14 protein-coding genes and 2 tRNA genes are annotated in these 13,704 nt (G+C 63.1%); 13 read left to right on the top strand and 3 right to left on the bottom strand.

The genetic code is table 11. The annotated features are described in order from the left end of the window. Window positions 1-228 precede the first annotated feature (228 nt). The gene (locus tag ACL02S_RS11535; protein ID WP_412802356.1) at window positions 229-1,569 is read right to left on the bottom strand and encodes an MFS transporter; all 1,341 of its coding nucleotides are present in this window, start codon (window positions 1,567-1,569) and stop codon (window positions 229-231) included. A gap of 150 nt (window positions 1,570-1,719) precedes the next feature. Here ACL02S_RS11535 and ACL02S_RS11540 point away from each other — a divergent pair, with 150 nt between their 5' ends. From ACL02S_RS11540 to ACL02S_RS11565, 6 genes are all read left to right on the top strand, one after another. Then, on the top strand, window positions 1,720-2,292 hold the full coding sequence (locus tag ACL02S_RS11540) for a PadR family transcriptional regulator (protein ID WP_412802357.1): 573 nt from the start codon (window positions 1,720-1,722) through the stop codon (window positions 2,290-2,292). A gap of 21 nt (window positions 2,293-2,313) precedes the next feature. Beyond that, entirely contained in the window at window positions 2,314-4,344 is a 2,031-nt protein-coding gene (locus ACL02S_RS11545) for an FAD-dependent oxidoreductase (protein ID WP_412802358.1), read from the top strand. Between the two features lie 93 nt (window positions 4,345-4,437). Beyond that, entirely contained in the window at window positions 4,438-5,241 is an 804-nt protein-coding gene (gene cmrA, locus ACL02S_RS11550) for a mycolate reductase (RefSeq protein WP_412802359.1), read from the top strand. A gap of 99 nt (window positions 5,242-5,340) precedes the next feature. Next, window positions 5,341-5,985: an oligoribonuclease gene (gene orn / locus ACL02S_RS11555; protein ID WP_412802360.1), complete on the top strand. Its 645-nt coding sequence runs from the start codon at window positions 5,341-5,343 to the stop codon at window positions 5,983-5,985. A gap of 55 nt (window positions 5,986-6,040) precedes the next feature. Then, window positions 6,041-6,116, top strand: a tRNA-His gene (locus ACL02S_RS11560). 283 nt (window positions 6,117-6,399) lie between these two features. Beyond that, window positions 6,400-6,642 (top strand): hypothetical protein, encoded by a 243-nt coding sequence (locus ACL02S_RS11565; protein ID WP_412802361.1) that lies wholly within the window; start codon window positions 6,400-6,402, stop codon window positions 6,640-6,642. Between the two features lie 73 nt (window positions 6,643-6,715). On the opposite strand, the gene ACL02S_RS11570 is transcribed toward ACL02S_RS11565, so the two are convergent. Then, on the bottom strand, window positions 6,716-7,948 hold the full coding sequence (locus tag ACL02S_RS11570; RefSeq protein WP_412802362.1) for a L,D-transpeptidase: 1,233 nt from the start codon (window positions 7,946-7,948) through the stop codon (window positions 6,716-6,718). Window positions 7,949-8,252: 304 nt separating this feature from the next. Here ACL02S_RS11570 and ACL02S_RS11575 point away from each other — a divergent pair. The 6 genes from ACL02S_RS11575 to ACL02S_RS11600 all read left to right on the top strand — a co-directional run bounded on the left by ACL02S_RS11575 (window position 8,253) and on the right by ACL02S_RS11600 (window position 12,749). Further along, window positions 8,253-8,328: transfer RNA gene (locus ACL02S_RS11575), tRNA-Lys, on the top strand. A 342-nt stretch (window positions 8,329-8,670) separates the two neighbouring features. After that, window positions 8,671-9,231 carry a DUF3558 domain-containing protein gene (locus ACL02S_RS11580; RefSeq protein ID WP_412802363.1) on the top strand — a complete coding sequence of 187 codons (561 nt, stop codon included), beginning with the start codon at window positions 8,671-8,673 and terminating at the stop codon, window positions 9,229-9,231. Window positions 9,232-9,255: 24 nt separating this feature from the next. Beyond that, window positions 9,256-9,651, top strand: coding sequence for a hypothetical protein (locus ACL02S_RS11585; protein ID WP_412802364.1), 396 nt, complete (start codon window positions 9,256-9,258; stop codon window positions 9,649-9,651). A 690-nt stretch (window positions 9,652-10,341) separates the two neighbouring features. Beyond that, the gene (locus ACL02S_RS11590) at window positions 10,342-10,632 is read left to right on the top strand and encodes a hypothetical protein (RefSeq protein ID WP_412802365.1); all 291 of its coding nucleotides are present in this window, start codon (window positions 10,342-10,344) and stop codon (window positions 10,630-10,632) included. Window positions 10,633-11,646: 1,014 nt separating this feature from the next. Next, complete coding sequence (locus ACL02S_RS11595) at window positions 11,647-12,321, top strand: transglycosylase SLT domain-containing protein (protein ID WP_412802366.1); 675 nt, start codon at window positions 11,647-11,649, stop codon at window positions 12,319-12,321. A gap of 113 nt (window positions 12,322-12,434) precedes the next feature. Then, window positions 12,435-12,749: a hypothetical protein gene (locus ACL02S_RS11600; RefSeq protein WP_412802367.1), complete on the top strand. Its 315-nt coding sequence runs from the start codon at window positions 12,435-12,437 to the stop codon at window positions 12,747-12,749. A gap of 25 nt (window positions 12,750-12,774) precedes the next feature. Here ACL02S_RS11600 and ACL02S_RS11605 read toward each other — a convergent pair whose 3' ends face one another. Then, on the bottom strand, window positions 12,775-13,221 hold the full coding sequence (locus tag ACL02S_RS11605; RefSeq protein WP_412802368.1) for a MarR family winged helix-turn-helix transcriptional regulator: 447 nt from the start codon (window positions 13,219-13,221) through the stop codon (window positions 12,775-12,777). 173 nt (window positions 13,222-13,394) lie between these two features. Between ACL02S_RS11605 and ACL02S_RS11610 the strand changes: the two genes are divergently transcribed. After that, window positions 13,395-13,697: an excalibur calcium-binding domain-containing protein gene (locus ACL02S_RS11610; RefSeq protein WP_412802369.1), complete on the top strand. Its 303-nt coding sequence runs from the start codon at window positions 13,395-13,397 to the stop codon at window positions 13,695-13,697. Window positions 13,698-13,704: the final 7 nt, after the last annotated feature.

Below are 13,704 nucleotides of genomic sequence, written 5' to 3' on the forward strand. Positions count from 1 at the left end.
GCTTTCGAATTACTCGAACATTCCCACCCCTGATTTATTCATATTTTTCCGATACCCTCCGGAGGGTTTACGTCATATCCCGGAAAGTCCGGGTGATGCCTTACTCTCCCGGCTCGGCGCCATGGAGGTCATCGACCGCACCATTCGCGTCCACAGGTGCGCGCCCGAATGGGAACCCTCTGCCCCTGCCAGCCCCCGCACGAACTCGGTATCGGCGTTTCGCATCGATCACGCTGCGCCGGATTTCCCAGAAGCCCGGTCGGCGACCGGGTCCGGCGACCGGACCGGAAGCAGCACCACGAGTCCGGCCGCGAGCACCACGAGCAGGCCGGCGATGCCCGCGCGATCCGCCTCGAACAACCAGACGAACAAACCGAAGAGGCTAGGGGCCAGGAAGGACACCGCGCGTCCCGTAGTCGTATACAAGCCGAAGAGCTGTCCTTCACTCCCCACTGGGGCAAGCCGGACCAGGAATGAGCGCGCCGCCGCTTGCGCTGGGCCGACGAAAACAGTGAGCAACAGACCGAAGATCCAGAACAGCAGCGGGCCGGAGACGATGAGCAGGACGAGCCCGCATACCAACATCGCGACAAGGGATACCACGATGACGGCCTTCGGCCCGACGCGGTCATCGAAACGGCCTGCGACGATCGCCCCCAGCGCGGCGACCACATTGGCGGCTATACCGAACAGCAGCACATCCGAATCGGCGATTCCGTAGACCCGGACCGCCAGCACCGCCCCGAAGGTGAACACCCCGGCGAGGCCATCGCGGAACACGGCACTGGCCAGCAGAAACCCGACCGTGCGCCGATCCGCGCGCCATAGGTCGCGCAGATCGCGCCAGAGCACCCGGTATGAGCCGAAGAACCCGGCGGCAGCAGCACGGGGACCGGCAGCGGCTCGCGGCAATTCCGGCACCGCGAACAGGATCGGCAATGCGAAGGCGGCAAACCACACCGCCGCCAGTACGGCGACCAGCCGGATGTTGAGCCCGTTGTCGGTCGGCACCTGGAGCAGTCCGCGGGTGTCCCCCTCCCCGGATATGAAACCGAAGTAACAGATCAGCAGCAGGATGATGCCACCGAAATAGCCCATCGACCAACCGAATCCGGATACTCGGCCGACATTCCCCGGTGTGGACACCTGCCGCAGCATCGCGTTGTAGGGCACATTGGCCAATTCGAAACAGGCCGACCCGAATGCCAGGAGCACCAGGCCGAGCCACAGGTCGTGATAGTCGTCGTGCACGAAGAACATCAGCGTCATCGCCACAACCGTCAGTGCGGTCAGCACCCCGAGGGAGAGTTTGCGCTTCGCCACCGCATCGAAACGCTGTCCACTGATCGGAGCGGTCAATGCCACGAACAAGCCCGCGATACCGAGCGCCCAGGCCAGCCAGGCGCTGGCCGAGATCCCGCCGGGTAGATCATCACCGACCTTATCGGTGAGATAGACCGAAAAAACGAAGGTGAGGATAACGGCGTTGAATGCCGCGGACCCCCAGTCCCATAACCCCCACGCGATTACTTGCCCGCGCCTCGCAGCAGGCGCGTCTGCCTCCGTCATGCCGCGCAGCATAGCCGCCACAACCTGCTCGAGTGCGGTACTCCGGCAGTCCGCAGTACCGCCCTTGGTACTCGGCTCGGAACAACATAGGCGCCAGAAATGCTATGCAACTAGTTGCATAGGGTGGTCTGCGACGGTTACGCTCACCACATGGCACTCGAGCACGCGCTGCTGGTATCGCTGACCGAGCGCGCAGGCTCGGGCTACGAGCTCGCGCGCCGCTTCGACAAATCCATCGGCTATTTCTGGAGCGCGACCCATCAACAGATCTACCGCGTCCTCAAACGGATGGAGAAGTCCGGCTGGGTACACAGCACGGCAGTGACCCAAACCGGCAAGCCGGACAAGAAGGTGTACTCGGTGAGCCCAGCAGGCCGCACCGAGCTGGCTCGCTGGATCGCCGCACCGAGTGATCCCGAAACACCACGTAACGAACTCGCGGTGAAGATCCGCGCCGCCGCCTACGGCGATATCACCGCTTTGCGCGCCGAAGTGGCCCGCCACCGCGACCAGCACGCCCATCGACTCGAGCTGTACTCGCATATCCAACACCATGATTTCCCCGTCCCGGAACAGCTCACCGGGACGACCCTGCACCAGTACCTCGTCCTCCGCGCGGGAATTCGCGCGGAGTCCGGGTTCATCGAATGGTGCGATGAAGTTCTGCAAGCCCTACATCCGCACGCACCGCACCCGCGGGTATCGGCTTCGCATGCGGATTGACGGAGAAAGGCGACCGCATTCATGAGTTCCTTCCCCCACCTGCTAGAGCCGCTCGATCTCGGCTTCACCACACTGCGCAACCGCGTGGTGATGGGGTCGATGCACACCGGCTTGGAGGACCGCGCCTGGGACACCAACAAACTGGCCGCCTACTTTGCCGAACGCGCGCGCGGCGGGGCCGGTCTGATCATCACCGGCGGATACGCGCCCAACCGCACCGGCTGGCTGCTGCCGTTCGGCGCGAAACTGACCAACAAGACCGAGGCATACCGGCACCGGGCGATCACAAAGGCGGTGCACGAGCAGGGTGGGAAGATCGCCATCCAGATCCTGCACGCAGGCCGCTACTCCTATATGCCAGGCAGTGTTTCGGCCTCATCGCTCAAGGCCCCGATCAATCCGTTCCGGCCACGCGCCCTCTCGGCCAAGGGTGTCGAGCGCACCATCGACGATTACGCCCGCTGCGCGAAGCTGGCCGAGTTCGCAGGCTACGACGGCTGCGAGATCATGGGCGGTGAAGGATATTTCATCAACCAGTTCCTCGCGCCGCGCACCAACAAGCGCACCGACAAGTGGGGCGGATCGGCAGAGAATCGGCGCCGAATCGCGGTGGAGATCGTGCGCCGCACCCGCGCCGCGGTCGGCCCGGACTTCATCATCGTGTTCCGGCTGTCCATGGCCGAACTGGTGGAGCAGGGGCAGAGTTTCGACGAGATCGTCACACTGGCAAAGGAACTCGAAGCAGCCGGGGTGAATATCCTCAATACCGATATCGGCTGGCACGAGGCGCGGGTGCCGACCATCGTCACCTCGGTACCTCGTGCGGCCTTCGTCGAGTTCACCGCGAAGATCACCGCGCAGGTGAACATTCCGGTCTGCGCGTCCAACCGGATCAATATGCCCGAGGTGGCCGAGGAGATCCTCACCCGTGGCGACGCCCAGCTCGTTTCACTGGCCCGTCCGCTACTCGCCGACCCGGAATGGGTGAACAAGGCCGCGCAGGATCGCGTCGACGAGATCAACACCTGCATCGCCTGCAACCAAGCCTGCTTGGATCACGCCTTCGAACGCAAGATCGTTTCCTGCCTGCTCAACCCGCGCGCAGGCCACGAAACGGAACTGAAACTGCTGCCGACCCGACGCACCAAACGCATCGCGGTGGTCGGTGCGGGACCGGCTGGACTCTCGGCGGCAGTGAATCTCGCCGAACGCGGCCATCGGGTCGAGCTGTTCGAATCCGATGACAAGATCGGCGGCCAGTTCGATATCGCCCGCCGTATTCCCGGCAAGGAAGAATTCGACGAATCGATCCGTTATTACACCAGGAAGCTCGAACTCACCGGTGTCACCGTGCACCTGAACAAGCGAGCGAATGCGGACGAACTCATCGCGGGACGCTACGACGAGGTCGTGCTCGCCACCGGTGTGCAGCCGCGGATCCCCGATATCCCCGGTATCGACCACCCCATGGTGCTGTCATATGCCGAGCTGGTTCGCGAGGAGAAGCCGGTCGGTAAGCGGGTCGCCGTGATCGGCGCGGGTGGTATCGGCTACGACGTGAGCGAATTCCTCACCGTCGAAGGACATCCCACGCTCAAACTGGATGAATGGAAAGAGGAGTGGGGCATCACCACCGAGGACGAACAAGCCCAAGGACAGCTCACTACTCCCCGACCTGCTCCGGCTACCCGGGAAGTCGTTCTGCTGCAACGTAAGAACACTCCGTTCGGCAAAGATCTCGGCAAGACCACCGGCTGGGTGCACCGCGCCGCACTGAAGACCAAGGGCGTCGAGCAGATCGGCGGCGTGAACTACGAACGCATCGATGACAACGGCCTGCACATCAGCTTCGGTGAGAAGCGCGAACGGCCCCAGCTGATCCCGGTCGACAATGTGGTGATCTGCGCGGGCCAGGAATCCGTCCGCGACTTGGTCGCCCCGCTACAGGCCGCGGGCGTCAACCTGCACCTCATCGGCGGTGCCGAGCTCGCCGCCGAGCTCGACGCCAAACGAGCCATCGATCAGGGCACCAGACTGGCCGCCAGGCTCTGACCGTCCCAGCGGCCGAGCAGGAACCTCGGCCGCTGTCCCCCGGAGTGGCAGGCACAACCGCGATGGTGCGCCGTATCGCCTAGGCTGCACCAGGTGAGCCTGCCCTCCCCTACTTCGAATAACCGTGCGGTCGTCACCGGAGCCTCTTCCGGCATCGGTACCGCACTCGCCGCCGAGCTCGCCGCCCGTGGCTACTCGCTGATCCTCACCGCCCGCCGCGGCGAACTGCTGACCGAGCTCGCGCAGCGACTGACCTTGGCACACGGCATCACCGCGGAAGTGCGACCCGTCGATCTGGCCGACCGTACTCAACGCGCCCAGCTGGCCGAGGAGCTGGCCGCCCGCGATATCGCCGTGCTGTGCAATAACGCGGGGATCGCAACCTTCGGCTCGGTCGCCGACCTCGATCCGGACTACGAGCGCGCGCAGGTGGAACTGAATACCGTCGCGGTGCATGATCTCACGTTGGCTGTACTTCCCGGCATGATCGCCCGCGGCGGCGGAGGCATTCTGGTCAGTGGTTCGGCGGCGGGCAATATGCCGATCCCGAACAATGCCACTTACGCCGCGAGCAAGGCGTTCGCCAATACCTTCTGCGAGTCGCTGCGCGGCGAGCTGAAGGGCTCCGGGGTGCATGTCACCCTGCTGGCCCCCGGCCCGGTCCGCACCGAGACCCCGGACCCGGCGAATGCCTCCATCGTCGACCGGTTGGTACCCGACTTCATGTGGGTTTCCTCGGAATACACCGCCAAGGTCTCCATCGACGCGCTCGTACACAACAAAATGCGCGTAGTTCCCGGGCTGATCAGCAAGGGCATGAGCGTAGCGGGACAATACGGTCCGCGGGGGTTCACCGCACCCATCGCGGGCGCGTTCTACAAGAAGCTCGGTAGCTGAACAACCCGCCGCGGACCGCACTGCGCCGGCCGACGCACCGAAACGAGCGAATCGGGCATAGTACAGGTGCGGCGAGTCGCCCCGGCTAATGTTGCTCGAGTGAGCGACAAGTACATGGTGTGGATAGATTGTGAGATGACCGGCCTACGCCTCGACAGCGACAAGCTGATCGAGGTGGCCGCACTGGTGACCGATAGCGATCTCAATATCCTCGGCGAGGGCGTGGACATCGTCATCCACGCCGATGACGAGGCGCTCGCCGCGATGCCAGATGTGGTCGCCGAGATGCACGCGCGGTCGGGCCTGACCGACGAGGTCCGCCGTTCCACTGTCACTCTGGCCGAGGCCGAGCAGCGAGTGCTCGACTATATCCGCCAATACGTTCCCGCCCCACGCACCGTGCCGCTGGCCGGTAATTCGATCGCCACCGATCGCGGGTTCATCGCCAGGGATATGCCGCTACTGGATGCCCATCTGCACTACCGGATGGTCGATGTGAGCTCGATCAAAGAACTGTGCCGTCGCTGGTACCCACGCATCTACTTCGGTCAGCCGGAGAAAGGCCTGAGCCATCGGGCTCTGGCCGATATCAAGGAGTCCCTCCGTGAACTGGAGTACTACCGGCGCACCGCGTTCGTCGCCCAGCCCGGTCCATCCACAACCGATATCGCGGCGGTCGCCGCGGAGGTCAGCACAGAACAGAACGAAACGTCCCAGGTCAACGGCTCGCCGGATACCGATTAGGGAGTTCGGGGGGTAACGCGCTAGTATCTAGCGCGCCGGTTGTTCACCGGCAATGGTGAGCGTAGTTCAGTTGGTAGAGCACCAGGTTGTGATCCTGGCTGTCGCGGGTTCGAGTCCCGTCGCTCACCCCAGAGTGGCCCAGGTGCCGGAGAAACTCCGGCACCTGGGCCACAGCTCTGTTCGGGTCACCAGCGCTCTTCAAGCTACGAACTCCATTCAGCTCGCGCCCGCTTCTCACCGAGCCCCGGCCCGCAGCCGGTACGGCGTATCAGACCGTCGGGATGTCCGCTACCGACTGTGTTGTAGCCGAATATCTTCCAGAATTTGATACAGCACCCGAAGACACCCGTAGACTGCTCGCGGGGGCGGTGTCGCTGGAGCACCCTCCCTGTTCGACCAGAAAGACACCTCGTGATGCGTTCTGCGGTTATCGCAGCCTTCGTCGGCGCCACTGTCCTGACCGGGTCCACCGGGACCGCGGCCGCGGGCCTCGACCTCCCATCGACACCCGAATCCGGCTCGGCATCGAGTGGCTCGGTGAGCGGGCTGGCCATCACCGGATCCGCCGAGAGCGGCAAACTGCTGTGCGCAGCCACCGGCAGCGCATTCGCCCTCCTCGGCGACGCCTACCTGAACTGCGACATACTGAATCCCTGAGACCACCGTCCAGGAGAACGCCGGACGGGCCACCAGATCCCTGGTGGCCCGTCCGGCGTTCTCCTGTTGTGGCTCAGCGGTTGTCGTCGGCGTTACCCGCCTTCCAGACCTGCCACGGAATGTTCCAGTCACCCAAGCCGTCCACACCGGACAGGGTGCCGCCCACGGTATTCTTCACGATCGCGATATCGCCGCGCTTGGCGTTCTGATACACCCACAGCGCGTCCGCCGGACTGAGATTCAGACAACCATGACTGGTATTGCTATAGCCCTGCTGGCCGACCGACCACGGTGCCGAGTGGAAGAAGATACCGCTGTAGGACATTCTCGTCGCGAAGTCCACCGGAGTCCGGTAACCGTCCGCTGAGTCGACCGCCACGCCGTAGGTCGAGGAGTCCATGATGATCTTCTCGTGCCGTTCCGCCACGATGTAGATGCCATTGTCGGTTGGCGTGCTGTCCTTGCCCATCGACGTCGGCATGGTCCGGATCACCTGACCGTTCCGCTCGACGGTCACCTGCTTGGTGTTGTCGTCCGCGGTGAAGACCATCGCGTCACCGATGGTGAAGAACGAATGAATATCGTCTTGGCCGTACAGTCCGTCACCGAGATCTCGCCCATAGACGTTCACATCGACAGTGACCGTGGTCCCAGGTGCCCAGAAATGCTCCGGCCGCCAACGCACCTCACGGTTGTTCAACCAATAGAACGCACCCTCCACCGGTGGTTCGGTAGTGATCTTGATCGCATCCTGTGCGGCCTTTCGATCGGGGATGTTCTCGTCGAACTGGATGGCCACCGGCTGACCGATGCCGACCACCTGCCCTTCGCCAGGGATCAGATAGGGCTTGGTCTGGTTGTCCGGCGAACTGGTGGTGAAACTCAGCGTCGCGGAATTCGCGCCACCGAGCCCGATCGCATCGGCTTGTAACCGATAGGTCTTGCCATAACCGAGCACTTCGGTGGTCTCCCACGACCGCCCATCGGCAGCCAGCTCGCCGCTCACCTCCTTGCCCTGCGGATTGAGCAAAGTCACATCTGTGAACTTGCCGTCCTCCACCGCGAAAGTCATCGGCATGATCGGAGAGACCCCCACCTCGCCGTCCTTGATCGGAGACGACAGCTTGGGCTTGATCAATTCCGTAATAGGGTTGCGGTCGATAGGCACCTCGGCCGCGTCCTCGTCGTCGAGCGACGAACACCCCGTCAATGCCAACGCGGCGACGACCACGACGATTACCGGCCCTGCGATATTTCGTAGCGACCATCCTGTGGCCGACGTACGCCGACCCTGACCAATGCTCATCTCAACCCCGTTTCAAGTCTCGGTGCCCTGAACACACCGATGGCCCCGGATACCAACCGCCACGCCGCCCACCCCTTCCGTGCCACGCGCGGTCGGGACCATGATCGGACATTCTGCCAGTCGGACACCTCCAGACCAATGTGAACACCACGCCCGTCACTGCAGCGTTACAACCGATAGATCAATTCCACACGCCCCCGCGTTACCGCCGCAGTAAGGTGTTACATCAACCCTGCTCAGGGCGCGATTTCCCTTCTTCGGCCCCGGCCTGTTAAGGTTTGTCCCGCACCGGAACGCGGTGCGGGCGCCATTAGCTCAATTGGCAGAGCAGCTGACTCTTAATCAGCGGGTTCGGGGTTCGAGTCCCTGATGGCGCACCACAGAAAGCCTCTGCGAGCAGCTCATATGCTGAACTCGGAGAGGCTTTTTCATGGCAGCTGTAGCTTCAGCTGTCGCTGACAAGCGCTATGTGATCGCGTGCCGCGTCATCCTCTTCCTGACGGTGATAGTCGCCTCACATCACTATCGCCGACATCTTCCCCGGCGCTCCGTTCTCGTAGTTCACGATCGTCCGGTGCGTCACATCCGGCCGTTCGGCCGACTCGGTCTGCGACAGCTCCACACCAGCGGGCAAAGCATGTGCTCCCGCGACCGCCTCGCGTGGCAGCGGCCCACCCCCTGACTAGAGGTAGGCTCCCGTCTGAATCGAGGGAAGGGCGGGGATGAAGCGCGTCGCAGCGATCGCCGCGGCCGGGCTGGCAGTAACAGGCCTCACCGCGTGCAACGACACCACCACCGGGACGGCACAGCCGACCACACGGAACATCGACGAGATCATCGTCTACAACGTCTGCCGCGACCCCGGCATCAGCGACCGAGTACTCATCGACGCCGGGCTGGACCCGACCACCAAGCACGTGCTGACCGACCCACCCACCGGAGTCTCCAGCTTCCGCGTATGCGTATGGGAACCGATGGACAACCGGTACGGACCGACCAACTACAGGGTCGGCGTGTGGTCCACCTCCCACACCCTCGAGGAGGAGCGGAACAAGGAAAGCGTGACCATCCTCCGCGATGGGACTGTCAACGGCCGACGCGCACTCTATTTCCTGGAAAGCAGCGACTCGGCAGGCGACGCGTGCTGGTTGTCGTTCGAGGCCGAGCAGGGCATGTTCATAGTCGATACGCGCCAGCTCAGCGACTACGGCCCCGACATCAACGACCCGTGCGAGATCGTCACCGGCTACGCCGCGGCCCTGGAACCACACCTACCGCAGTAACCAACAGAGCAAAGGGGGGAGCCAATGGCACCGAACATCGAGGACCAACACGCCTACTGGACGAACCTCGGCCGACAAGCCATGGCCGGAGAGTTCCGCATGGAACACGAACTCGGCGAAACACTCCGCGCCGCCGCCGCGAAGTATGCCGAACGACTGTCGAACTGCCTGGACGACGCCAGCCGCCTCGGACAGCTGTCGGGCTGGGGCAGCCTGCCATCCGCCGTCGCACTCCGAACCAAATTCGAGCAGAAAGCCGTCGGCGGCGGCATCGACCCCACCGACAACGTGATGAGCCGATTGCGAGAACATATCGAAATCGCCTGGCTACAGCACGACACATTCGCCGCCGCCATCAGCAAGCTCGAACTGATCGACGAGGAGCGCGCCACAGCCCTCCGCACCACCACCGATATCTGACTACACACCACACGGCATCCGCCAACCGGCACAGGCTCTCATCCGATACGCGCACGTACCGTCCCGTGACAACCGGTGAGACGTGCCCGAGCAGCGCCTGTACCGTGACCTCGCCGTACAGGCGAGTAGGCCGGTCACCCGCCCGGCAACCACAAACCCCGAGCGCCATCCCTTCGGCTACGCGCTGAGCCGGGATGTGATGAGACCAACGCCGCTGACACCTCACCCGGCACCGATCCATTCGATATCCCGTCGAATGCACTACACATGGCGTAATGGCGTGACCATCGAGATCTCCAGTAGGAAGGGGAGTTCGAGTTGTGGCGGACGCAGCGGCCCGAGGCCGAGAAGAACTTATCGCCGGTGAAGAGCCACTCTGGGGCAATACGAACAAAACGGACGATGGTTTCCGTCATCGCGAAGCTCATGACCGGTTTTGCGGTTTGCGTAAATGATAGATAAGGATATGCTGTTGTGATGCCGTTCCAGCTGGAGTAATTCGCGGCCACACTTGACCACCGTCCCATCACATGGACTCGTAGGGCTGGTGGCTCGGAATTATTCTGACGGTAATTATGTCCGATTTCGGAGTTACCGCCGGCTGGATCATCTGCGCACCCCGCACAGTCACCCGCGTACCCCCTCGTAGCGAGGGGTGAGTTTCGGCGGGACAGGAAAGGATAATCGGCAATGATGGACCCAGACCAACAGAACCGTAGCTGGAAGATCGGCAGCGTACAGCTGGATATGGTTCCCGGATCAGCGGGACAGTCCGCGATGTTTCGACTGCTGGATATGGATTCGGCATTGGTGATCGAACTGCGTGGCTGCCAGCCACGCAGGCTGAATGCTCAGATGCTGACCTGGCTTACCGAACACAAGCCCCAGGTGCGGTCGGCCGAGGAAGTACTCGGTGTCGCCGGACAGCTCCAGGACGAGGGTTGCACATGCCATGATGCGCTGTGCGCGGCACGACTCTGATCGGTTACCGACAGAGCTCGGTGAGTTTCCTCTCACCATAATCCATAGCGGTTCATCTTCCACTCGGCTCATTCAAGCCACCGACGCGATAGCGCACACTTCGACCGCTTGATATCACCGTCCGCGACGGACGTGTTTCGTGCTCGACCTCATCGAGCATGTCCCCCCACTCACGACCAATATTCGATCCGCTCGCACCGCTGCCAGAAAGGCAGCGGTGCGAGCTTCAGCTGCTCGAGCACCACAATCACAGCCATATCTCGACCGGCCGCTTATCCGGCCCGGCGACCCTCCGCTATCACAGTCCCGATAAGCCCGTCACGCAGCGCACCCGTAGTTCATAACGGGTGCGCTGCGGTGATTCAGGACACTGAAAATCTCGTGACCTCAGCGTGTCCTACGCTTTTTCTCAGACGAACCACAGGTCACAATTCGGACATCTATACCCAGAGTCGGCTCCGGATATTCAGTTCTGCAATAAAAAAATTTGTGATCCACAACACGTTTAGTACGCCAGCAAACTCCCTGCTTAAGGCAACATTCAGCCTTCGTATGCCAGCCGCTTCAAGATCGCCAGAACCTTCTGTTCTATATCCGTTCATTTTGCGTTAACCTAGCGTGACCATTCTGCAATCAGGTCACAGAACGACCTGAAGTTTGGTCGAACCGAACAGTCACAGACATCAGTTCGGTAACAGCCAGACGGATAGCAGCAGCCAACCACGCGGTCGGCGGAGCCGGCGGTCCGGCAACGGATCCGCAATCTCGATCTCTCCGCCTATCTCTTCGCATCCATGATGCGGAGTCCGCGCGACACCGCAGCCGAGGCCCATACCGGGCGAGCCGGCATTACCCGCGAAGCGGTCGCGCTCCGGGGACAGGGACGTCCCCACAGCAGAACCACACAACAGCAGATGGCCGTTTCGGCGAACGACCACGAGCGTGCGCCGCAGAATCCGTGCTGCCCGAACGCGGCCGGATCGAGTAAGTCCCCGATCAAGGAACCGATTCGCAATGTCTGACAGCCGCTTTCCCGCCCACCGTCGCCCCGCCCACCGGCGCCCTTCGCGGCGCCCTTCGCTTCGTGGCACCGTCGCAGTCGCCGCCGCAGCAGCGGGCATCGTGGCCGTCACCACATCCTCCGCAGTGTCCATGGCCGATGGCAGTGCCCCGTCTCGTATCACCATGATGGCCGAACAGCAGCCTTCCACCACTACTTCGGCGGCAGCCACCACCGAAGCACCGACCACCGAGGCGCCTGCCCCTGCCATCGCAGCACCCATCGCTGAGGTCATGACGCCCGTCGCCGAGGCTGTGGCACCCCTCGCCCCACCGGTAGCGGAAATAGTCGCCGCGCCGATTTCCTACGGGAACAATCTGGACGGATGGATCCGCGAGGCGCTCGACATCATGCGGGCGAACAACATCCCTGGCTCCTATGAAGCCATCCACCGCAACATCATGCGTGAGTCCACCGGAAATCCGCAGGCCATCAACCTGTGGGACTCCAATGCCGCCGCAGGTACCCCGTCCAAGGGCCTGCTCCAGGTGATCGAACCGACCTTCAACGCCTATCACGTCCCCGGAACTTCCTGGGATATCTTCGATCCGGTCGCCAATATCGCCGCCGCCTGCAACTACGCGGCGTCTCGCTACGGCTCGATGGACAACGTCTACGGCGCGTACTGAGCAAGTACCGCCGACCGGCCTCCCCGTATCGCCGACGGGGAGGCCGTGGCGCGCTCCGGCCCGTTCACCTCGAGGTCGGTTAAGGTCTATGCACCCGACCCCGTGGACATGCCATGACCGACTACGCACATAGCGCCGCAGCCGCCGAGAGCCGCGCCCAGAAAGCCCGCCGACTGGCGAGCTACCTCTGGCACCGCGACATCACCGGAACCGAGGTGCTCGCGATGCCCGCGCCCATGCGACGCAAGGCGGCCAAGGCCGCAGGAACCAATCCACCGAGCACCGACGAAACCTGGGTGATGGTGGCGACATTGCTGGACGAGAAAGACAGCTGGGCCGAACGGCACCCCGCGCATCCGGCAGCGCACCGCGCGCACACCGACGAAAAGCTGCTCTGGGTGAAACCCCCGATCACGCCGTGGTCCTGATCCACCGCGCTCCCGCCGATCGAGCTCAGAGCCCGGCCGCCTGCTCTACTTCGGTAACTACCTTGTCCGCGAGCGCGCGCAGCGACCGAGCCTCCGTCTCGGACATCGGCTCGATGAACACACGGCGAACCAAGTCCACATGATTCGGTGCGGCGCGCTCCAACGCGGTACGTCCGCTCGCGGTGAGCTGAACAATGATGCCTCTCGCATCCTCGGTCGCGGGCCTACGCTCGACCAACCCGCGGGCATCCATCCTGGCCAGATGTTTGGACAACCGGCTCTTCTCCCAGCACACCTCGCCAGCCAACTCTTTGGCACGCAGACATCCGCCCGGCGCCGCGGCCAATGCCACCATCAGCTCGTAATCCGCCAGCGACAGCCCGTCCTCGGCCAGTCCCGCAGAAATCGCACCGTCCAAACGCTGGCGCAATCGTACGTATGCTTGCCAGGTCTCCTGCTCGTCATCACGCAACCACCGGACCATAGGAATAGAGTTTAGCCGTCTTTAGTTGACATGGAAACTTAATTCTTAAGAGATTGCACTGGTTCCGGCCCTATCGGTTGACAAGACAGCGAGCCGTCACAACAGTGGATGCGGCGTCCGGCCGGGCGCCCAACCGCCGCAGCAAACATACAGAGGGATATATGAACGTTCGCCGGCTCACCGTCAGCGCGGTCGCCGTGGGGCTGACCTTCTTGGCCGCACCCGCCGCCCTGGCCGCCCCTCCGCCCGGTACCGGTTCCGCTGGAACCGGCTCCTCAGCCATCGACACCGGCTCGGCCATGACCGGATCGGCCAGTCTGGCGCAATCCGGTTCGGCCCGTGGCGCTTTCGCCAATTGTGACGAGGCTCGCGCCGCTGGAAGGGCACCACTGTTTCGTGGAGAACCAGGCTTCGGACCGCATTTGGATCCCGATGGCGATGGCTTCGCCTGCCCGACGGTCTGAACCGACC

This window comes from Nocardia spongicola, assembly GCF_047200775.1.
Classification (GTDB): Bacteria; Actinomycetota; Actinomycetes; order Mycobacteriales; family Mycobacteriaceae; genus Nocardia.